This is a genomic window from Mesorhizobium sp. M0437, from assembly GCF_040321335.1.
Taxonomy (GTDB): domain Bacteria; phylum Pseudomonadota; class Alphaproteobacteria; order Rhizobiales; family Rhizobiaceae; genus Mesorhizobium.
In genome coordinates, this window is the sequence record NZ_JAMYRK010000063.1 from 1 (window position 1) to 20,840 (window position 20,840).

Annotated in this window: 16 protein-coding genes and 1 tRNA gene; 7 read left to right on the forward strand and 10 right to left on the reverse strand. The window is 62.4% G+C overall.

Annotation, left to right across the window (positions count from 1 at the left end; translation table 11 throughout):
- Positions 1-116 precede the first annotated feature (116 nt).
- On the reverse strand, positions 117-2,369 hold the full coding sequence (gene parC / locus NKI72_RS27750) for a DNA topoisomerase IV subunit A (protein WP_352836422.1): 2,253 nt from the start codon (positions 2,367-2,369) through the stop codon (positions 117-119).
- Positions 2,370-2,741: 372 nt separating this feature from the next.
- On the opposite strand from parC, the gene NKI72_RS27755 reads away from it, so the two are divergent.
- Positions 2,742-3,956 (forward strand): aq_1923 C-terminal domain, encoded by a 1,215-nt coding sequence (locus NKI72_RS27755; RefSeq protein WP_352836425.1) that lies wholly within the window; start codon positions 2,742-2,744, stop codon positions 3,954-3,956.
- Between the two features lie 80 nt (positions 3,957-4,036).
- Here the strand turns inward: NKI72_RS27755 and aspS are convergent, their stop codons facing one another.
- From aspS to NKI72_RS27775, 4 genes are all read right to left on the reverse strand, one after another.
- Positions 4,037-5,827: an aspartate--tRNA ligase gene (aspS, locus tag NKI72_RS27760; protein ID WP_352820089.1), complete on the reverse strand. Its 1,791-nt coding sequence runs from the start codon at positions 5,825-5,827 to the stop codon at positions 4,037-4,039.
- Between the two features lie 193 nt (positions 5,828-6,020).
- Positions 6,021-6,845, reverse strand: coding sequence for a carbohydrate ABC transporter permease (locus tag NKI72_RS27765; protein WP_352472041.1), 825 nt, complete (start codon positions 6,843-6,845; stop codon positions 6,021-6,023).
- Positions 6,846-6,864: 19 nt separating this feature from the next.
- A complete protein-coding gene (locus NKI72_RS27770) occupies positions 6,865-7,737 on the reverse strand; it encodes a carbohydrate ABC transporter permease (protein WP_352472057.1) in 873 nt (290 codons plus the stop codon).
- Between the two features lie 68 nt (positions 7,738-7,805).
- Entirely contained in the window at positions 7,806-9,074 is a 1,269-nt protein-coding gene (locus NKI72_RS27775; RefSeq protein ID WP_352836428.1) for an ABC transporter substrate-binding protein, read from the reverse strand.
- A 390-nt stretch (positions 9,075-9,464) separates the two neighbouring features.
- Between NKI72_RS27775 and NKI72_RS27780 the strand changes: the two genes are divergently transcribed.
- Complete coding sequence (locus tag NKI72_RS27780) at positions 9,465-10,712, forward strand: MFS transporter (RefSeq protein WP_023674455.1); 1,248 nt, start codon at positions 9,465-9,467, stop codon at positions 10,710-10,712.
- A gap of 73 nt (positions 10,713-10,785) precedes the next feature.
- Positions 10,786-11,943 (forward strand): ribonuclease D, encoded by a 1,158-nt coding sequence (gene rnd, locus NKI72_RS27785; protein ID WP_352501493.1) that lies wholly within the window; start codon positions 10,786-10,788, stop codon positions 11,941-11,943.
- A 5-nt stretch (positions 11,944-11,948) separates the two neighbouring features.
- Here rnd and NKI72_RS27790 read toward each other — a convergent pair whose 3' ends face one another.
- Genes NKI72_RS27790 through guaB form a run of 3 tightly spaced genes read right to left on the reverse strand, consistent with a single transcriptional unit; the run spans position 11,949 to position 14,470 of the window.
- Complete coding sequence (locus tag NKI72_RS27790) at positions 11,949-12,368, reverse strand: MAPEG family protein (RefSeq protein WP_352501492.1); 420 nt, start codon at positions 12,366-12,368, stop codon at positions 11,949-11,951.
- A gap of 28 nt (positions 12,369-12,396) precedes the next feature.
- Positions 12,397-12,936 carry a hypothetical protein gene (locus tag NKI72_RS27795; protein ID WP_352472058.1) on the reverse strand — a complete coding sequence of 180 codons (540 nt, stop codon included), beginning with the start codon at positions 12,934-12,936 and terminating at the stop codon, positions 12,397-12,399.
- 31 nt (positions 12,937-12,967) lie between these two features.
- Entirely contained in the window at positions 12,968-14,470 is a 1,503-nt protein-coding gene (guaB, locus tag NKI72_RS27800; RefSeq protein ID WP_352458563.1) for an IMP dehydrogenase, read from the reverse strand.
- A gap of 295 nt (positions 14,471-14,765) precedes the next feature.
- Here guaB and NKI72_RS27805 point away from each other — a divergent pair, with 295 nt between their 5' ends.
- A complete protein-coding gene (locus NKI72_RS27805) occupies positions 14,766-16,187 on the forward strand; it encodes an MFS transporter (protein WP_352501491.1) in 1,422 nt (473 codons plus the stop codon).
- A gap of 181 nt (positions 16,188-16,368) precedes the next feature.
- Here NKI72_RS27805 and NKI72_RS27810 read toward each other — a convergent pair whose 3' ends face one another.
- Together NKI72_RS27810 and NKI72_RS27815 are read right to left on the reverse strand one after the other, a co-directional pair.
- On the reverse strand, positions 16,369-17,064 hold the full coding sequence (locus tag NKI72_RS27810) for an RlmE family RNA methyltransferase (protein WP_352501490.1): 696 nt from the start codon (positions 17,062-17,064) through the stop codon (positions 16,369-16,371).
- 58 nt (positions 17,065-17,122) lie between these two features.
- Positions 17,123-18,505: a Ppx/GppA phosphatase family protein gene (locus NKI72_RS27815; protein ID WP_352501489.1), complete on the reverse strand. Its 1,383-nt coding sequence runs from the start codon at positions 18,503-18,505 to the stop codon at positions 17,123-17,125.
- A gap of 328 nt (positions 18,506-18,833) precedes the next feature.
- On the opposite strand from NKI72_RS27815, the gene NKI72_RS27820 reads away from it, so the two are divergent.
- The 3 genes from NKI72_RS27820 to NKI72_RS27830 all read left to right on the forward strand — a co-directional run bounded on the left by NKI72_RS27820 (position 18,834) and on the right by NKI72_RS27830 (position 20,693).
- Positions 18,834-19,766: a lysylphosphatidylglycerol synthase domain-containing protein gene (locus NKI72_RS27820; protein WP_352501488.1), complete on the forward strand. Its 933-nt coding sequence runs from the start codon at positions 18,834-18,836 to the stop codon at positions 19,764-19,766.
- A 110-nt stretch (positions 19,767-19,876) separates the two neighbouring features.
- Positions 19,877-19,950 (forward strand) — tRNA-Gln (locus tag NKI72_RS27825).
- Positions 19,951-20,063: 113 nt separating this feature from the next.
- Positions 20,064-20,693 (forward strand): hypothetical protein, encoded by a 630-nt coding sequence (locus NKI72_RS27830; RefSeq protein ID WP_352501487.1) that lies wholly within the window; start codon positions 20,064-20,066, stop codon positions 20,691-20,693.
- Positions 20,694-20,840 lie beyond the last annotated feature (147 nt).

Here is a 20,840-nt window from a genome sequence, read left to right on the forward strand (position 1 = left end):
AAATGGCAGTCGCTCCTTCGCTCAACTGCCTCTCCAAAGAATCCTTTCTCAGCCTAAACTCAACCCCAAAATCGCCATATGCGATTCCCCTGCCCTCGAGGGGGGAGATTACCGCTTCACCCGAACTTGCCAGTCCTCGGGAAACCCTTCGGCACCATGCGGCCGGCCGAGGCGCGGGCGCCGATCCATTCGGCAAGCTCGTCACGCGATTTGGTGAAGGTGCGGTCTGCCGAATCCTGCCAGGACAGGCCGCTTGCCAGCGTGAAGGTCTTGAGGTCGAGGACACCGCCATCCTTGTATTTCTGCAGGCGCACGCCCTTGCCGCGTCCCATCTCGGGGATCTCGGCCAGCGGGAACACCAGCATCTTGCGGTTCTCGCCGACAATGGCGAGATGGTCGCCGGCGACGCTCACACAGCGCTGGGCTTCGTCGGGCGCCTTGACGTTCATCACCTGCTTGCCCTTGCGGGTGTTGGCGACGACTTCTTCTTCCGGCACGATGAAACCGTTGCCGTCATGCGACACCAGCAGCAGCTTGCGCTTGGGATCATGGACGAAAGCGGTGACGATATCCTGGTCGTTGTCCATGTCGACGATGATGCGGATCGGCTCGCCGTGGCCACGCCCACCCGGCAGCCGGTCGGCGCCGATCGTGTAGAACTTGCCGCCGGTGGTGAAGACCAGCACCTTGTCGGTCGTCTGGGCGTGGAAGGCGAGCTTGAGGCTGTCGCCTTCCTTGAAGGTCAGGGCCGAATGGTCGGTCAGATGACCTTTCATGGCCCTCAGCCAGCCCTTTTCCGAAACCACCACGGTGACCGGCTCGCGCTCGATCATGGCGTGGGCGATATCGGTCAGGTCATGCTCGGGTGCGTCGGCGAACTCGGTGCGGCGCTTGCCGATCTCGGTGTCGGGCCCGTATTTCTGGCGAACATTGGCGACTTCCCACTTGATCGTCGCCCACTGCTTGGCGTCGGACGCAAGCAGTGCCTCGATCTGCTTCTTCTCGCCGGTCAGGCCATTGAATTCCTCGCTGATTTCGAATTCCTCGAGCTTGCGCAGCGCTCTCAGCCGCATGTTGAGGATGGCTTCAGCCTGGGTGTCGGTCAGTGACCAGCGCGCCATCATCACCTGCTTGGGCTCGTCCTCCTCGCGGATGATCCTGATCACCTCGTCGATGTTGAGGTAGGCGATCAAATAGCCGGCGAGGATCTCCAGCCGCCTTTCGATCTCGCCGAGGCGGTGCTTGGAGCGGCGGATCAGGACGTCGCGGCGGTGCTCCAGCCATTCCTTGAGCACACCTTTCAGCGACAGCACGTTCGGCACCTTGCCGCGCGACAACACGTTCATGTTGAGCGGAAAGCGGCTTTCGAGCTCGGTCAGCTTGAACAGCGATTCCATCATGATGCCGGGATCGACCGAGCGGCTCTTCGGCACCAGCACGACGCGGATGTCCTCGGCGCTCTCGTCGCGGATGTCCTCGAGCAGCGGCAGCTTACGCGCCATCAAGAGCTCGGCGATCTTTTCGATCAGCCTGGCCTTCTGGACGCCATAGGGGATTTCGGTGACGACTATGTTCCAGGTGCCCCTGCCCTGGTCCTCCTGGCTCCATTTCGCCCTGACGCGAAAGCCGCCGCGACCCGTTTCGTAGGCTTCGAGGATCGAGGCTCGGCTGTCGACGATGATGCCGCCGGTCGGGAAATCCGGACCTTGCACGAAATCCATCAGCTTGGTGACGGGCGCATCCGGATGATCGATCAGGTGAAGCGCGGCGTCGCAAAGCTCGGCCGCATTGTGCGGCGGGATCGAGGTCGCCATGCCGACGGCGATGCCGGACGAGCCGTTGGCGAGCAGGTTCGGGAAGGCGCCGGGCAGCACGGCCGGCTCCTCGTCTTCCTCGTTGTAGGTCGGGCGGAAATCGACGGCGTCCTCGGTGATGCCTTCCAGCAGCAGCGTCGACACTTCGGTCATGCGCGCTTCGGTGTAGCGCATGGCGGCGGCGTTATCGCCGTCGATATTGCCGAAATTGCCCTGCCCGTCGACCAGCGGGTAGCGCATCGAAAAATCCTGCGCCAACCGCACCAACGCGTCGTAGATCGACTGGTCGCCATGCGGATGGAATTTGCCCATCACCTCGCCGACGATGCGGGCGCATTTGGCAAAACCCTGGTCGGGGTTGAGCCGCAACAGGCGCATGGCATGCATGATGCGACGATGCACCGGCTTCAATCCGTCGCGCACGTCCGGCAGCGCCCGGTGCATGATGGTCGACAGCGCGTAGGCGAGATAGCGCTCTTCCAGCGCCTTCTTCAGATCGACCGGCTCAATATTGTCGCCGCCGCCACTCTCGGGCGGCAAAAGCCTTTTTCCCATGGGCTGGCACTAGCCGAGCGGGTGATTCGCGGCAAGAGGCACACCGGTATGCGTGCTCCTAAAGCGCATCGCGTTCGACCGGCCCCATGCGACGCTTTAGGTCCTTGTTTTGATGCATGTCGTTATCGCAAAACCGTTGCACATTTTTGCGCGACACCCATTATGCAACAGGAATTGGAAGCGTCGCGACGCCGGCCAACATCAATCCGTTACATCCTGCTTCTATCGCAAGGCTGATGGATCGGGTTTGCCTTTGGCCGCGATTTTCGACCATTGTGCCGAGGCCCGCCTTTTTCCGGTCCAGTTCGTCACCGAATGGTGACGACGCGACGATTTGAAAAGAATTTCAGGACACTCTCAGGGGAGCTCTCGATGACGATCAGACACTCGACACTTATTAAAAGACACTCGACACTTGTTAAGAGACTGGCTTTTTCGACCTTTTTGCTGACGCTGCCGCTAAATGCGGCATTCGCGCAGGATACCGCGGTCGCCGACCGGCTGAAGGCTGCCCTCGCCGCGCAGGGTGTCGACCTCTCCTGGACCGGAGTAACCGGCGACACCTCCAGCATGATTCTGCAAGGCGTAGCGGTCAAACCGGCGGCCGAAAAGGAGGCGCTCAAGATCGGCGACGTCAAGCTCGAAGGTGTGACCGAAGCCAATGGCGGCTATCAAATCGCGACCGTATCGACGTCGCCGTTCGAACACAGCGAAGATGGCGTCACGCTCAATCTCAGCCCCTTCGTCATCCACGACATGACGGTTCCGGCCGAAGGCGCAACCGGTCCGCTGGGCTCGCTGATGATGTACAAATCGGCCGAGATCGACAACATGACAGTCAAAGTGGCTGACAAAACTGCTTTCTCGATGGACGGGCTTGCCATCGCAATCACGCCGCCGGCCGACGGCAAGGCCATGGCGTTTTCCGGCACTACGGAAAAATTCGCTGCCGACCTGACCCTGGTCGAAGATCCGAAATCCAAGGAAGTCATCAACGCACTCGGCTACCAGAACATAACAGGCAATCTTGAGATGGAAGGCACCTGGCAGCCTACCGACGGCAGGATGGACTTGTCGAAATACGAAATATCGGTCGACAATGCCGGCACGCTCGGCATGACCTTCGATCTCGGCGGCTACACGCTGGACGTCATCAAATCACTGCAGGAGATGCAGAAGAAGATGGCAGCGCAGCCCGAAGGCGCCGACAATTCGGCGCAAGGCATGGCCATGCTCGGGCTGCTGCAGCAGCTTTCGTTCAACAGCGCCTCGATCCGCTTCGACGACGATTCGCTGACCAAAAAGGTGCTCGATTATGCCGGCAAGCAGCAAGGCATGTCCGGCAAGGACATCGCCAACCAGGCCAAGGCGATCGTGCCCTTCGGCATGGCGCAGCTCAACAATCCGGAACTGACCGCGCAGGTTTCGGCCGCGGTCAACAAGTTCCTCGACGATCCGCAAAGCATCGAGGTCTCGGCCGAGCCGCCGGCAGCGGTGCCGTTCGCGCTGATCATGGCGGGCGCCATGTCCAACCCGCTCGACCTGCCGAAAACGCTCGGCGTGACGGTTACGGCAAACGAAGACTGACCGAGACAGGCTTCAAGCAAAAAGCCCGGCAGCGATGCCGGGCTTTTTTATGAATCAACAGCACCGGTTCGGAGCGTTTTCTAAACCTCTTTCTTCGTCGCCACCACGCGCAGCGACAATTCGCGAAGCTGCTGCGGGCTGGCTTCCGACGGCGCGCTCATCAACAGGTCGTAGGCCTGCTGGTTCATCGGGAACATAGTCACTTCGCGCAGGTTCCTGGCGCCGACCAGAAGCATGACGACGCGGTCGATGCCGGCCGCCATGCCGCCATGCGGCGGCGCGCCATACTGGAAGGCGCGATAAAGGCCGCCGAAGCGCTCTTCGACCGTCGCGCGGTCCAGCCCGACGGTTTCGAACGCCTTGACCATGGTTTCGGGCAGATGGTTGCGGATGCCGCCGGAGGCGATCTCGAAACCGTTACAGACCATGTCGTACTGGAACGCCTTGATGCCGAGCAGATCCTCGCCGTTAAGCGCATCGATGCCGCCTTGTGGCATCGAGAAAGGATTGTGCGCGAAGTCGATCTTCTTCTCCTCCTCGTTCCATTCGAAGAACGGGAAGTCGACGATCCAGCACAATTCGAAGCGGTCGCGGTCGACAAGATTGAGCTCCTCGCCGGCGCGGGTGCGCGCCGCTCCTGCGAAGGAGACGAACTTCTTCGGATCACCGGCGACGAAGAAGGCGGCATCGCCATCGGCGAGGCCGAGTTGTTGTCGGATCGCCTCCGTGCGCTCCTCGCCGATGTTCTTGGCCAGCGGCCCGGCGCCTTCGAGCTTCTCGCCCTCCTTGCGCCAGAAGATGTAGCCGAGGCCGGGCTGACCCTCGCCTTGCGCCCATGAGTTCATGCGGTCGCAGAAGGCGCGAGACCCGCCGGTCTTGGCCGGAATGGCCCAGACCTCGGCCTTCGGATCGTTGGCAAGGATGTTGGCAAATACCTTGAAGCCAGAGTCGCGAAAATGATCCGAGACGGCCTGCATCTCGATCGGGTTGCGCAGGTCCGGCTTGTCGGTGCCGTATTTGCGCATGGCGACATCATAGGCGATGCGCGGAAACTTCTCCGTCACCGGCTTGCCGGCGGCAAAGGTCTCGAACACCCCCCGCATCACCGGCTCCATGGTGGTGAACACATCCTCCTGCTCGACGAAGCTCATCTCAACGTCGAGCTGGTAGAATTCACCCGGCAGACGGTCGGCGCGCGGGTCCTCGTCGCGGAAGCACGGCGCAATCTGGAAGTAGCGGTCGAAGCCGGACACCATGATCAGCTGCTTATATATCTGCGGTGCCTGCGGCAGCGCATAGAAAGTGCCGGGGTGGATGCGCGACGGCACCAGAAAGTCGCGCGCCCCTTCCGGCGACGAGGCGGTCAGGATCGGCGTCGAGAATTCGGTGAAGCCGACCTCGCCCATCAGCTTGCGCATCTCGGCGATGATTTTGGTGCGCGCGACGATGTTCTTGTGCAGGGTATCGCGGCGCAGGTCGAGGAAGCGGTATTTGAGGCGGATGTCCTCTGGGTAATCCGGCTCGCCGAAGACCGGCAGGGGCAATTCCCTGGCGGCCGACAGTACCTCGATCTCGCGCGCGAAGACTTCGATCTCGCCGGTTGGCAAATTAGGGTTCACGGTGTCGGCGAGGCGCGCCTTGACCTCGCCGTCGACGCGGACGACCCATTCGCCGCGCAGGGTCTCGGCGATCTTGAAGGCGGGCGAATCCGGATCGGCGACGATCTGGGTCAGGCCGTAATGGTCGCGCAAATCGATGAACAGCAGGCCGCCATGGTCGCGCACGCGATGCACCCAGCCCGACAGGCGAACGGTCGAGCCGACGTCGGCCTTCCTCAACTGGGCACAGGTATGGCTGCGGTAACGATGCATTGTCATTCTTAAAGTCCGGATGTTGGGTTGCGGCCAAGGCATGATGGCCCAGCCTGAAAATTTGCGCGAAAAGCACATGAGAGGGTGCATTTGTCAAGGCAAGCTGCAGCCGGGTCGAGTCCCACCGGCATCAATTTATGCTCGAGGCGTCAATCTGAGTTCGCTGCTCTGTGCCGGCAGTTCAACTATGCACTCACCCCTTCACCCCGCCCGCCGTGAGACCGGAAATGATCTTGCGCTGGAAGATGAGAACGAGGACGACGAGCGGCACGGTGACGATCACCGATGCGGCCATGATGTTGCCCCACGGGATCTCGAACTGCGAGCTGCCGGAGAGCAGAGCGATGGCGACCGGCACGGTTCGCTGCTCGTTGCTGGAGGTAAACGTCAGGGCGAACAGGAACTCGTTCCACGCACCGATGAAGGCGAGAAGCCCGGTGGTCGCCAGCGCCGGCCACATGAGCGGCAGGAAGACGCGGCTGATGATGATCCAGGGCGTGGCGCCATCGAGGATCGCCGCTTCCTCCAGCTCGATCGGCAGGTCGCGAACGAAGGCGGTGAGCACCCAGACGGTGAACGGCAAGGTGAAGATCATGTAGGACAAGATCAGCGCGAACGGCGAATTGTAGAGGCCGAAGATGCGGATCAGCTCGAAAAGCCCGGCAAGCACCGCCAATTGCGGGAACATCGAAACGGACAGGATAGTGAGGAGCAGAGCCGAGCGGCCGCGGAAGCGGATGCGCGCCAGCGCATAGGCGGCGGTGACGCCGAGGAACAGCGAAATGACGACAACGGCGCTCGAGATGAACAGCGAGTTCACGAGGTTGCGCAGGAAGGTCCCCTCGGTGAACACGGTCCTGTAATTGCTGAAGGTAATCGTCTTCGGCCAATAGTCGATCTGGAAGAGCGCCGTCCCCGATTTCAGGCTGGTGATGATGGCGTAGTAGAACGGGAACACCGCGACGACGACGATAACGGCGACGAGGAGGTAGAAAGCCGTGCGCTTGACGATCCACATGGTCAGTTGTCCCCCATGATCAATAGTCCTTGTCCAGTCGTATCCGGCCGAGCCAAAGAACGAGCATGGTCAGCAGAGCGAGGATAAGGAAGAGAAGCGTCGAGGCGGCGGAACCGGAAGCGAACTTGTCGAACTCAAACAGGCTCTCGCGGGCAAACACCGACATCGACTTGGTGTGTATGTTGTTTGGCGTAAGCACGTAGATCAGATCGAAGATGCGCAGGGCATCGAGACCGCGAAAGATCATGGCCACCATCAACGCCGGTCGGATGAGCGGCAAAGTGATCTTCCAGAAAATTCTCCACGCGCCGACGCCGTCGAGCTTGGCGACCTCGTAGATTTCTTGTGGAAGCATCTGGAGGCCGGCGAGAATGAGAAGCGCCATGAAGGGGGTCGCCTTCCAGATGTCGACAACAAGGACGGCGACCATCGCCGTGTCGGCGCTGGCCGTCCAGGCGATCTTGGTGCTGATCAGGCCGAGCTTGAGCAGGACGTCGTTGATGATGCCGAACTGGTCGTTGAGCATCCACTGCCACATTTTCGCCGAGACGATCGTCGGGATCGCCCAAGGGATGAGGATCGCGGCGCGCACGATACCGCGGCCGCGAAACCTGGCGTTGAGCACCAGCGCGACGATCATGCCGAGCACCGTCTCGCAGGTCACCGAAATCACCGCGAAGCGCACCGTGTTCCAGACGGCGCGCCACCAGACCGGATCGGCGAGCAGCCCGTCATAGACGACGCGGCCGCTCGGCATTTGCACGACGGAGAAATAGTTGGCGAAGCCAACCCAGCGGCGGGCTTCGAGGTCGGCGAGCGAGGCGTCGGTGAAGCCGAAATAGATCGTGCGCATCAACGGCCAACCGGCAACGGCGGCGAGCACGATGAGCATCGGGGCAAGCAACAGCCATGCCGAGCGCGTACGTTGACGCGCCAGCAGCGAGCCTGAGCGCGGCGAGGTCACCAGGCGGTGCCCTTGAGCCTGGTCAAGGAGAACTCCAGATCGGCAAGGTTGTCGGCGGCTGTGCCCTCGCCGGAAATGGTGTTGTGGACGGCGGTCCAGAACTCGCTCGATGCCTCATTGTACCGGCTCTTGGCTTGGGCCGAGGGACGCGGCACCGCGTTGAGGACGACTTCCTTCCAGCGCGGAATCACCGGCTGGGCGCTGGCGATGTCGGCATCGTCATAGAGTGCCTGGATGGTCGGCAGATATGCCCCCTTCAAGGCGCGGTACTTCTGCATCTGAGGCGAGGCGATCCATTTGACCAGCTCGATCGCTGCATCCGGGTTCTTCGAATATTTGGAAACCGCGAGATTCCAGCCGCCAAGCGTTGCTGCCGGGTGCGCGCCCTCACCAGACCCCGGCGGCAGCGTCGTCACCTCGAACTTGCCTTTGATGGGGGAGCTTTCGCTGTTGCCAAGCGCGTAGGCGTAGGGCCAGTTGCGCATGAAGACGGCGTTGCCGGTCTGCCAGACTCCGCGCGACTCTTCTTCCTGGTAGGCCAGAACGCCGGGCGGTGAGATGGTTCCCACCCAGCTCCTCGCCATTTCCAGCGCCGCAGCTGCTTGCGGATTGTTGATGGAGATGGTGCCGTCCGGCTCGATAATCTGGCCGCCGCCGTTCGACTTCACCCATTCGAGTGCATCGCAGGTCAGCCCCTCATAGGCGTTGCCCTGGAAAACGAAACCCCACATGTCCTTGTTGCCGGCCGCGCGCTCCTTATCCATGACAAGCTTGGCGGTATCGGCAAGTTCAGCCCAGCTGGCCGGGACCCTGGCGCCGTATTTGTCGAGGAGATCCTTGCGGTAGTAGAGCGCCGGAGCGTCGGTGAATATCGGCAAGGCGACGAGCTTGCCGTCCACGGTCTGCGATTTGATGATCGATGGGAAATGGGCGCCAACGACATCCTTGGTCGCTTCGGTCAGGTCGATGAACTGCCTTGCAAGCTGGGGGGCCCAGATGATGTCCGTTTGATAGACGTCGACGTCGCTGCTTCCGGCGGCAAGCCAGAGCCGGTATTGGCCAAACTGGTCCGTCGCCGAGGGGGGCAGCGGAACGACGCTAACCTTGTTGCCGGTCGTCTTCTCGTATTGATCGAGGATCTCGCGAAGGATTCTCTGGCCGTTGCCGGTATCTCCGGACACCATGACGAGGTCGACAGCCCGCGCCGGCCCGGCCGCCAGAACTGCGGCCACGGCAAATGCCGCAAATGCGGAATGAAATTTCATGATGGCGGACCTCCCTTTGGAGCTTCAGGCCGGGCAGCAGAAACGACGTCGATGCCTGACACCATCTCCGCACACCGGCAGCTCACAAGACGCGCATTCGCCCACCAGCACTGAACTACAAAGATACGCCTTGGTTCCCAACACGGAGGGTCCGGCGCCACGCGGTAGCGCAAGTTCCCCCTCGTTAATGCACCTAAAACGTGTCGCGTTCGATCGGCCTCGGCGACGCGCTTTAGGTTCTTGTTTTTATGCATGTCGTTATCGCAAAACCGCTGCACACTTTTGCGCGACATGCGTTAAGGCCCCCGGCTGGCCCCAACGCCACCGGGAATTGCCGCTGGCATTGGCGAAGGCGATGGTTCAAGAAGGATCAACGACAGGCTTTCCTTCATGTCCTCCATCCGCCCGCTGATCCCCCTCCTGATCGCCGCCGGCATCCTGCTCGGCGGCAATGGCCTGCAGAGCACGTTGATTGCGCTGCGTGGTGCGCAGGAAGGTTTTCCCGCTTCCTCGATCGGCCTGATGGGCACGTTCTATTTCGCCGGCTTCCTGCTCGGCTGCCTTGCCGTGACCCGCATCATGAAGTCCGTCGGCCATGTGCGCGCCTTTTCGGCACTCGCGGCGATCGCCTCGGCGGGAACGCTGCTTCTGGTGCTGGTCATCGATCCGGTGATGTGGTGCGCCGTGCGCTTTGCCGGCGGGTTCTGCTTTGCCGGCCTGTTCACCATCATGGAAGCCTGGCTGAATTCCGGCGTCACGAACACCGACCGGGCGCGGGTGCTTGCCATCTACCGGATGGTCGACATCGGCTCGGTGACGGGCGCCCAGTTCCTGATCCCGATCTTCGGCGCCGGCGGCTTTGCCATCTTCGCCATCATGTCGATGATGATCACCGTTTCGCTGGTGCCGGTTTCGCTCGGCGACCGCTCCAATCCGACGCCGCCGGAAGACGTCAAGCTCGATTTGGCGCGCGTCTGGCGGATCTCGCCGCTCGGCTGCTTCGGCTGTATCGCCGTCGGCGTCACAAACAGCGCCTTTCGCACCCTGTCGCCGGTCTATGCCGAGCAGATCGGCATGTCGGTCGCCGACGTCGTCACCTTCGTCAGCGTCGGCATTTTCGGCGGCGCCATCATACAATACCCGCTTGGCTATCTCTCCGACCGCTGGGACCGGCGCTCGGTGCTGCTGATGACGACGTGCTGTGCGATGGTGGCGGCACTGGCGCTGGCATTCGTGGCAGGCGGCAGCCCGTTTCTCAACTTCCTGCTCGTCTTCATCTTCGGCTGCTTCGCCATGCCGCTCTATTCGTTGTCAGCGGCGCATTCCAACGACCGCGCCGACAAGGGCGAGTTCGTGCTGATCAACGCGGCCTTGATGCTGTTTTATTCCTTCGGCGCCATTGGCGGGCCGTTCGCAGCCTCGACGGTGATGCAATTTTTCGGGCCGAGCGCGCTGTTCGTGTTCAGCGCCACCGTCTATGCGATCTTCGTGGCCGTCATCCTTTACCGGATGCAGGCGCGCTCCGCCGTGCCGGCCACCCATCGCAGCCGTTTTACGGCGCTGTTGCGCACTTCGACGGTTTTTGCCCGGCTGGCGAAGCGGAATGCCGATCCCGATGAACCCGCAAAGCCTGGATAGAGGTGCTTGCGCTTGACGAAAGCGCGCGCGGCTGAAATTGAAAGAGACCCTATCCCTTGCCAAAAGCGATTTGATGCACGTCATCACCACCCAGAAAGAACTCGAGACCGCTATTGCCGCTTTCGAAAAGGCGGAATTCGTCACCGTCGATACCGAATTCATTCGCGAAACGACCTTCTGGCCGATCCTGTGCCTGATCCAGATGGCAGCGCCCGGGGTGACCGCGCTGATCGATCCGCTGTCGCCCGACATCGACCTGAAACCGTTCTTCAGGCTGATGTCCAACGAGGCGATCGTCAAAGTCTTCCATGCGGCGCGCCAGGACATCGAAATCATCGTGCATCTCGGCGATCTGGTGCCGCATCCGGTGTTCGACACCCAGGTCGCGGCAATGGTCTGCGGCTTCGGCGACAGCGTCTCCTACGACCAGCTGGTGCAGCGCATCACCGGAGCGCGGCTCGACAAGTCCTCGCGCTTCACCGACTGGCGCCACCGTCCGCTGTCCGAAAAGCAGCTCGACTACGCGCTCGCCGACGTCACCCACCTGATCGAGGTCTACAAGCATCTCAGCGCCGAGCTGGTGCGGGAAAACCGCGCCCACTGGCTGAACGAGGAGATGGACGTGCTGACCTCGCGCGAGACCTACGATCCGCATCCCGAGGATGCCTGGAAGAGGCTCAAGATGCGGCTGCGCAAGCCGCAGGAACTGGCGATCGTGCAGGCGGTGGCCGCCTGGCGCGAACGCGAAGCGCGCGAGCGCGACGTGCCGCGCGGCCGGGTGCTCAAGGACGATGCTATCTACGAAGTGGCGCAGCAGGCGCCGCGCGACGCTGCGGCGCTGAGCAAGCTGCGCACCACGCCGAAGGGCTGGGAGCGCTCGTCGACGGCGACGGCACTGCTTGGCGCGGTAAACGCTGCCCTTGCCCTGCCCAGGGAAGAGATGCCGAAGCTGCCGAAGAGCTTCCAGCCGCCGGAGGGGTCAAGCGCCGCGGCGGAGTTGCTGAAGGTGCTGCTGCGGATCGTTGCCGAAAAGGAGGGCGTCGCATCCAAGGTACTCGCCTCCAGTGACGACATCGACCGCATCGCTGCCGAGGGCGAGGAAGCCGACGTGCCGGCATTGCAAGGCTGGCGGCGCGCCGTCTTCGGCGAGGCCGCGCTCAAGCTTGTGCGCGGTGAACTCGCCATCAGGTTCGACAAGCGCAAGATCGCTGTGTTCGACGTGCAGCCTTGATCTGCTCAGACCAAGCCGAGCAGATGCAGCGCCACCCATATCCAGCCAAGTGCGAGAACCACCGCGCCCAGGTAGAATGCCCTGCTGCGCAGGATTAGCTGATTGCTGGTCAAGTGGACCGATGCGTGAAAATAGCGAGAGACGACAAAGATCCACATCAGTGCCAAGGTCAGGTAATTGACGCCATTGGTCACGTGCAGCGTCAAGCATAAGACGTAGAAAAGCACCGGCAGTTCGAACTGGTTGCTCAGATTGTCGGCGACGGTGACGCTGGAACCAGGCTCCGTCGAGCGCGTCTTGAACTGACCGGTCTTGGCTTCGCCCGATCTGACCGCACCATAGCGGCGCCGGCCCATTACGATATAGACGATATAGACCAGCAGCACCTGCGCCAGCATCGGCCAGAAGATCGCGGTCTGGTTCAAGATGCCCCCTGTCTCTGTCACCCAGCCTTCAAGACCGTTTCTGAGCCATCAGAGTGAAAGCCGCAGTGACGGTCACTGGTATCGCCAGTAGGGCGAATTTGGTGACGATCAGCGCCGAGGCGAAGGATAGCGAATCCGGATTGGCCGACAGAAAATCGGACAAAAGACGAGCCACGGCGATATTCTGGGCATAGTCGGTAAGCAGGTAGGGCAGCACCAGCACAACCGCGAATATCGACTGGGTTTGCGCAGGCAGTGCACGGAAATTCTTCAGCCGCCGGCCCGTGGCCAGGATCAGGCTGACCATCGTCAGCGACAGCAGCGCCGGAAACAGCAGGTCGAAGGTCAGGTAATGCCAGACGAGAATAATTTCGCTGCCGCGCCGGCCGAGGGCTGTTAGCCAAGCCATGCCCTCATCCGGGGTAAAACCGGTATAGCGCATGTCGAGCGACGGCAGACCGCCGCTCAATCGGCGAAAATAGAGGAACTCCATCGCCGTCATGATGATGAAAACCACCACGGTGGCGACACAGAGTGCGGCCGCGTGGCGCGACAGCCGCAGGATCATTGCCGTCAGATTGCGCCAAGACGCATGACGGTCAGGCTCCGCCAGGATAATTCGGGCTTTCGCGGGTAATCGTGACGTCATGGGCGTGGCTTTCACGAAGTCCGGCATTGGATATCCGCACAAAAGTGGCGCGCTCGCGGAAATCGGCAAGGTCGCGGCCACCGACATAACCCATAGCGGCTTTCAGGCCGCCTGCAAGCTGGTGCAGCACGCCAGACACAGGTCCTTTGTACGGCACCTGCCCTTCGATGCCTTCCGGGACCAGTTTCAGCGTGTCGCGTACCTCGGCCTGGAAATAACGATCGGCGGAGCCGCGCGCCATCGCGCCGACCGAGCCCATGCCGCGATAGGCTTTGAACGAGCGGCCCTGGTGCAGATAGACCTCGCCCGGGCTCTCGTCCGTGCCGGCCAGCAGCGAGCCGATCATCGCAGCACTTGCGCCGGCGGCCAGCGCCTTGGCGAGATCGCCCGAATATTTGATGCCGCCATCGGCAATGACCGAAACGCCGGATTTCTGCGCCGTCTCGACCGCCGACATGATCGCCGAGAGCTGCGGCACGCCGACGCCGGCGACGATGCGGGTGGTGCAGATGGAGCCTGGTCCGATGCCGACCTTGACCGCGTCGGCGCCGGCATCGATCAGCGCCAAGGTGCCTTCCGCGGTGGCGACGTTGCCGGCCAGGATGCGAACCGAGTTGGACAGTTTCTTGGCCCGCGTCACCGCATCCAGAACGCGCTGCGAATGACCGTGCGCGGTGTCGATCACGAGAAGGTCGACGCCGGCGTCGATGAGGCGCTCGGCGCGTTCGAAACCGTCATCGCCGACGCTGGTGGCGGCGGCTGCGCGCAAGCGCCCCTGCGCATCCTTGGTGGCGTGCGGGTTGAGCTGCGACTTCTCGATGTCCTTGACCGTGATCAGCCCGACGCAATTGCCGTCCCGATCGACCACAACAAGCTTCTCGATGCGGTGCTGGTGGAGTAGCCGCTTGGCCTCGTCCTGATCGACGTTCTCCTTGACCGTGATCAGGTTCTCGCGGGTCATCAGCTCATAGACCTTTTGCGCCGGATCGGACGCGAAGCGGACGTCGCGGTTGGTCAGGATGCCGACGAGCCGGCCGACCGTGTGGCCGCCGGTGCCGCCGTTCTCGACCACCGGAATGCCCGAAATGCTGTAGGTGCGCATCAGACCCAGCGCATCGGCAAGCGTCGCCTCGGGACCGATGGTGACCGGGTTGACCACCATGCCGGACTCGAATTTCTTCACCTGCCGCACCTGCTCGGCCTGTTCGGCCGGCGAGAAATTGCGGTGGATGACACCGATGCCGCCGGCCTGGGCCATGGCGATGGCGAGCCGCGCCTCGGTAACCGTGTCCATGGCGGCCGACAGGATCGGCACGTTGAGGTCGATGTCGCCGGCGATGCGGGTGCGGATGTCGGTCTCGCCGGGCATGACCTCGGAATGACCCGGCTGCAGCAGCACGTCGTCAAAGGTCAGCGCCAATGCGCCGGTGGACGTCTCGATGATTTTTGCCATGGCCAGCCCTCGGAATGCAGGAAAGGCGCTCGCCCTGGATGGACAGCGCCGACTCGTCTTCTTCCCTTTCAGGATTGGCGCTGGCTCGTAACACGTCCCGTGGCCGTTGAAAAGCCGATGGTTGTGTAGTGGCGAAGCTGCATTTTGCCCCAGGGGCTGCGGGACTTGCGGTCGCACAAACGTGACAGCAAATTAATACGACATCCGGGCCAAACCATGATAACCGCCCTACCTGTCGGTTTGGCCCCCAGGGCCGGCAAGCAATCGCGACGCACATTTCAAGGCCGGATCCATCGTGAACCGCACCATTCCGCTTATCCTGGCGGTCGCTCTATTCATGGAAAACATGGATTCGACCGTCATTGCGACATCGTTGCCGGCGATCGCCATCGACATCCACACCAGCCCGATCGCGCTCAAGCTGGCGCTGACCGCCTATCTGGTATCGCTGGCGATCTTCATTCCGATCAGCGGCTGGATGGCCGACCGCTTCGGCGCCAAGAATGTCTTCCGCGCCGCGATCGCCGTGTTCATCGTCGGTTCGGTCGCGTGCGCCATTTCCAATTCGCTGCCGGCTTTCGTGGTGTCACGTTTCCTGCAAGGTATTGGCGGCGCCATGATGACGCCGGTCGGACGCCTGGTGCTGGTACGCGCGACGCCGAAAAGCGAGCTCGTCGCCGCCATGTCGTGGCTGACTGTCCCGGCTCTGGTCGGCCCCCTGGTCGGCCCGCCGGTCGGCGGCTTCATCACCACCTATTTTTCCTGGCACTGGATTTTTCTGATCAATGTGCCGATCGGGCTGATCGGCATCTGGCTGGCCACGCGTTTCCTGCCGAAGACCGACGCCGCGCAGACGCCGCCGCTCGATCTCATCGGTTTCGTGCTGAGCGGGCTGGCGGCATCGGGCATCGTGTTCGGCCTGTCGGTGGTCAGCCTGCCGGCTCTGCCGCCAGTCGCCGGCTTTATCACCGTTGCCGTCGGGCTGGCATCGGCGGTGCTTTACCTGCTGCACGCGCGCCGCGCCAAGAACCCGCTGCTGGCGCTCGAGCTGTTTCGCAATCGGGTGTTCCGCTCGTCGGTGCTCGGCGGCGGACTGTTCCGCATCGGCATTGGTGCCGTACCTTTCCTGTTGCCGCTGATGTTCCAGATCGGTTTCGGGCTGACGCCGTTCCAGTCCGGCATGATCACCTTCGTCTCGGCAATCGGCGCCATAGGCATGAAATTCGTCACCGCGCTGATCTTCAGGGTCGCCGGCTTCCGCCGGGTGCTGATTTCAGGCTCGCTCATCGCTGCCGCGTCCATCGCCATCAACGGTCTGTTCACACCCGACACGCCCTACGGGCTGATCCTCGCCATGCTGCTCGCCGGGGGCTTTATCCGCTCGATGTTCTTCACCGGCATCAATGCGCTTGCCTACGCCGAGATTTCGGCCGCCGACACCAGCAAGGCGACGCCGATCACCGCGGTGTTCCAGCAGTTGGCGATCGCGCTCGGTGTGGCGCTGGCCGGCGGCATCCTGGAAGTGTCAACCAAGATCCATGGTGGCCCGCTGACGCTGAGCGACTTCCACACCGCCTTCTTCATCGTAGCGGCGGTGTCGGCGGCAGCCTCGCTGTCGTTCATGCGGCTGGCCCCGGACGCCGGCAATGCCGTGTCTGGACATGGCCGGTTGACGCCGCCGAAGACACTGGAGCCGGTGAGCCCGCCGGGGAGTTGAGGACCCCTTCCCTTCTCCCCTTGTGGGAGAAGGTGGATCGGCGCGCCGCGCCGAGACGGTTGAGGGGTGTTGGAAGAAATGAGGCGATGATAACTGCAAGCGTGTTGCCAAGCTGGAACACCCCTCATCCGACCTCGCTTCGCGAGGCCACCTTCTCCCACAAGGGGAGAAGGAAAGGGCGCTACCCCTTAAAATCCTTCGCCAGCAAATAAAGCTCCACCGACTCATCGCGTGAGGCCGGCGGCTTGACGTGATGGACCGAGCGGAAATTCCGCTTGAGTTTCGCCAGCAATTCGTTCTCGGCGCCGCCCTGAAACGTCTTGGCGAGGAAATGTCCGCCTGGCTTCAATACCGACAGCGCGAAATCGGCCGCCACCTCGCACAGATGCATGGTGCGGATGTGGTCGGTCCGTTTGTGGCCGGTGGTCGGTGCGGCCATGTCGGAGAGCACGATGTCGGGCTGGCCGCCCAGCGTCTCGGCCAGCTTTTCGGGTGCCTGCGGATCGAGGAAATCCATCAGCAGCACCGGCGCGCCCGGCACGGCGTCCATCTCGAGGTAATCGATGCCGACGACGTTCGGGTGTTCCGCGGTCGACTTGGTACGCGCGGCGGCGACCTGGCACCAGCCGCCGGGTGCCGCGCCAAGGTCTATCACCTTCATGCCTGGCTTGAGCAGATGGTGCTTGTCGTCGATCTCGATCAGCTTGTAGGCGGCGCGCGAGCGATAGCCGTCGGCCTTCGAGCGCTGGACATAGGGATCGTTGATGTGGCGCTGCAGCCAGCGGCGCGACGATTCCTTCAGGCCGCTTTTCTTCTTGATCTTCGTCTTCAGCACGCGAATGCCGGCGGAGCTCGGTCTTTCCGGTTTCTTGGTCATTGCTTGATTGCTTGTTTGAGCATGATCTTGTCCGAAAACCGGCAGCCACTTTTCGGGATCATGCTCTGCCTCGCCGCCAGACGCCGTCATCGGCCATCAATTCGCTCAATATGCCCTCGCGCAGGCCGCGGTCGGCGACACGCAGCCGCTCCGACGGCCAGACGGCGCGGATCGCCTCCAATATGGCGCAGCCGGCCAGAACCAGGTCGGCGCGGTCGGCGCCGATGCAAGGGTTGGCGACGCGTTGCTGGAAATCCCAGCCGACCAGTTTTTCGACCATGCGGTCGACGCTGTCGCGATCCATCCACAGCCCGTCGACGCGGCGGCGGTCATAGCGTTCGAGATCGAGATGGACGCCGGCCAGCGTCGTCACAGTGCCCGATGTGCCGAGCAAATGGAATTTCGGGCTGGCCAGGAGGTGGCTCAGCCGATCACGCCCGTCGAAGGCGCGCAGCCGCATTGCGACATCCTCGACCATGGCGCCAAAGATCTCGCGTGTCACCGTGCGGCCGCCAAAACGCTCGGCCAGCGAGACGACGCCGACCGGCAGCGACGTCCACGAGACGATATGGTTGGCAAGCCTTGGCGAGCGCTGACCGGTGAGGTCGATCAGCGCGATTTCGGACGAGCCGCCGCCGATGTCGAACAGCACGACGCCTTGCGTGTCGCGCTCGACCAGCGAACCGCAGCCCGACACCGCCAGCCGCGCCTCGGTCTGGCGGTCGATGATCTCGAGCTTCAGGCCGGCCTCGCGCTCGACGCGCTCGAGGAACTCGACGCCATTGGCGGCGGTTCGGCAGGCCTCGGTGGCGATCAGCCTGGCTTTCCTGACCTTGCGGTTGCGCAATTTGTCACCGCAGATCTTCAGCGCCTCGACCGCGCGGTCCATTGCGGCGTCGCCGAGCCGGCCATTGGCGGTAAGGCCCTCGCCCAGCCTGACGATGCGCGAGAAGGCATCGATGACGCGGAACTGGCCATGGCGCGTCGGCACCGCGACCAGCAGCCGGCAATTGTTGGTGCCGAGATCGAGCGCGGCAAACACCGGCAATTCCTGCAGCGGCGGCGGTGTGCGGGCACCTTGCCCCGGCCTTGGCGGAGCTGAGGGCGGAGGCGCGTAAGCCGCTGGCTGGGGCGGGCGCGCGGCCGGGGCCTCGTTGGCGGCGGGCACCGAAGCGCCGGCCGCCAGCGGACGAGTCTCGTCGCGTGCGAAAACCTTGCGCCCGCGCCGGCGCTTGCGCCGTTTCTTGGGTTTGCCGTTCTGATGCGGGCCGTTCTGACCCTTGTGATCGTGGGACGTGTCGCCAGCCTGTCCATTGCCGGACCAGGGTTGCACCTGACGGCCGTAGCGTCCGGTGGATGGGCTTGCCTGGCCGGACGGCGTCGGCGAACCCCTGGACACGCCCACTTCCGGCGCGCCAGCGCCGGCGTCGTGGTCTTCCACTGTCGTTCCTTCCGGCACCGCGCGAACCGGAGACCGGACGCAGCAGGCGCTTTTACATGTTCAAGTTGCCGCCAGACTATCAGCGCACGGCCGGATCACCAAGAGCGCTCGCGGCGAATTTTGCCGGCGGCGTGAAGGCGGCGACGTCGGTGAGCCCTTGTCCCCTTGGGAGAAGGGAAGGCGCGAGCGCCACAACGCGCCTTCCCGGTTGAATAGCCGGCTTCAATGAGGCATTTCTGAAATGGAGGGTAAATCATTCGGCAACGCGGGCGGTTTGCCTGCTGCGAACCGGAAAACGGTACGGGCTGCAACGCATGATCGTCATGCCATGAACTGGAGGCGCTATTTCTGGCCCGTCATCGGCATCGCCGCGGTGGTGTTCTCGCTGTGGCTGCTGCTGCACGAATTGCGCGGCATCTCGCTTGACGATGTCTGGGCCGGCATAATCGCCATCCCGGCGCGCGGCTGGGTACTGGCGGCGCTGAGCTCGGTCATCGCCTATGCCTCGCTCGCCGGCTACGACCACATCGCGTTGCTGCACATCGGCAAGAAAGTATCGTGGCTGTTCGTCACCTTCTGCTCGTTCACCACCTACGCGCTGTCGCACAATATCGGCGGCTCGGTGTTTTCCGGTGCGGTGATCCGCTACCGCGCCTACGGCACCAGGGGCCTGACCGGGCAGGACGTCGGCATTCTGGTGGCGATCTGCTGGATCACCTTCGTGCTGTCGACGCTGTTCGTCTCAAGCATCGTCCTGCTGCTCGAGCCCGACGTGATCGACCGGTTTTCCGGCACGCCGCATCACCGGCTGTCGCAAGCAGCAGGGCTCGCCATGCTGCTCGTGGTGGCGGCCTACATATTCGGCAGTTGGCTGCATCTGAGACCACTCAGGATCGGCAGCTTTCAGCTGCATTATCCGGCGCTGCCGATCGTGGCGCGGCAATTGCTGGTCGGCCCGATCGAACTGCTGGCGGCGGCGGCGATCATCTTCTTCGCCCTGCCCGCCACCGGCAATCCCGGCTATTTCATCGTGCTCGGCGTTTTCCTGGTGTCGTTCTCGATCGCGCAGATCTCGCATGCGCCGGGCGGGCTGGGCGTGTTCGAGGTGGTGTTTCTCGCGGGCTTGTCACATATGGACCAGGTCGGCGTGCTGGCGGCGCTGCTGGTGTTCCGGCTGTTCTACCTGATCATCCCGCTGCTGATCGCGCTCGGCGTGGTGCTATTCTTCGAGCACTCGCAATACAGCCGCAGCGAGAGTTGAAGCACCGGAAGCCGACGATTGAACCCCAACACAGGGTTGACTATTTTCCGGCGGCGGCTACAAGGGCCGCGCGGCTGCCTGGCGGCCCACCCTGCGCGACAAGCGCCTGCTGGGGAATAGGTTAACGGTAGACCCACGGACTCTGACTCCGTTAGTCCTGGTTCGAATCCAGGTTCCCCAGCCAGTTGATTCTCTTTCAATAACATAGACACGATTTTGCCCGACACTTGTGTAGGGCGATGCTTGCGTCTGCGGTGATCTTGCGCGATGCTTCCCTTTGCCTGGGGAGGGCTGGGGATGAAATATAGAAAGTTGGCCGTTTTTGCGGCCGCATTTGCGCTTGCCGGCTGTCAATATAAAGCCGAGCCAATGCCAATCGCCGCTTATAACGTTTATTCGAGCTACGGCGAAAAGCTCCCTGGAAAATATCTGCTGTTTATAGACTCCGCCGCGCTAAATAGATCGATCAAGCCTTCGGATCTAAATTGCGCCGCTCACAGTTACCCGATCGATATGCGAAGCGGTTTCTCCGGATCTGTCCGCAAGACGCTGGAATCCCTCGTCACAGAACTCGAGATCGTGGATCAGCCAGTCGATGCCGCTGGCCTCGCGGAGCGTAAGAGCCGTGGGATGATTATGGTCAAAGGCGAAGAGATGAATGCCCGACTGCGGGTTGTACCAGGTTTTTGGTCTGCCGGCATAGAAACCGATGTTGACTTGGTTGCTTCGATAACTGTTGACGGTCGAAAAGGTCGATTGCTCGGTTCAACTGTGGAAGGTCAGGGAAATGCACAAGGCGATGCAGGTGTCCTCTGCGAGGGCGGCGCTAAATCGCTAACCGATTCCGCGGAAAAGGCACTGAAACAAGCGGTGGGCCGCCTCGGCGAAGCCCTGACCAATTCGGAACGGGTTCGTAACGGCGTTTGAAGGAAAATAGATGCGCTCGCTTGCATCTGTTCCCCGGAATACCGCTGATCAACGAAGCCTTGCCCGCGTTCCCGGTCTGCCGCGTCTCCCCGGCACCGTACCGGCGAGCCAAAGTGTTTTCACGTCCGAAGACTCCGAAGACTATGT

Coding starts and splice junctions, on each gene's coding strand:
- parC (WP_352836422.1), bottom strand. CDS start 2,369: ATGGGAAAAAGGCTTTTGCCGCCCGAGAGTGGCGGCGGCGACAATATT.
- NKI72_RS27755 (WP_352836425.1), top strand. CDS start 2,742: ATGACGATCAGACACTCGACACTTATTAAAAGACACTCGACACTTGTT.
- aspS (WP_352820089.1), bottom strand. CDS start 5,827: ATGCATCGTTACCGCAGCCATACCTGTGCCCAGTTGAGGAAGGCCGAC.
- NKI72_RS27765 (WP_352472041.1), bottom strand. CDS start 6,845: ATGTGGATCGTCAAGCGCACGGCTTTCTACCTCCTCGTCGCCGTTATC.
- NKI72_RS27770 (WP_352472057.1), bottom strand. CDS start 7,737: ATGCTCATCGTGCTCGCCGCCGTTGCCGGTTGGCCGTTGATGCGCACG.
- NKI72_RS27775 (WP_352836428.1), bottom strand. CDS start 9,074: ATGAAATTTCATTCCGCATTTGCGGCATTTGCCGTGGCCGCAGTTCTG.
- NKI72_RS27780 (WP_023674455.1), top strand. CDS start 9,465: ATGTCCTCCATCCGCCCGCTGATCCCCCTCCTGATCGCCGCCGGCATC.
- rnd (WP_352501493.1), top strand. CDS start 10,786: ATGCACGTCATCACCACCCAGAAAGAACTCGAGACCGCTATTGCCGCT.
- NKI72_RS27795 (WP_352472058.1), bottom strand. CDS start 12,936: ATGATCCTGCGGCTGTCGCGCCACGCGGCCGCACTCTGTGTCGCCACC.
- guaB (WP_352458563.1), bottom strand. CDS start 14,470: ATGGCAAAAATCATCGAGACGTCCACCGGCGCATTGGCGCTGACCTTT.
- NKI72_RS27810 (WP_352501490.1), bottom strand. CDS start 17,064: ATGACCAAGAAACCGGAAAGACCGAGCTCCGCCGGCATTCGCGTGCTG.
- NKI72_RS27820 (WP_352501488.1), top strand. CDS start 18,834: ATGAACTGGAGGCGCTATTTCTGGCCCGTCATCGGCATCGCCGCGGTG.
- NKI72_RS27830 (WP_352501487.1), top strand. CDS start 20,064: ATGAAATATAGAAAGTTGGCCGTTTTTGCGGCCGCATTTGCGCTTGCC.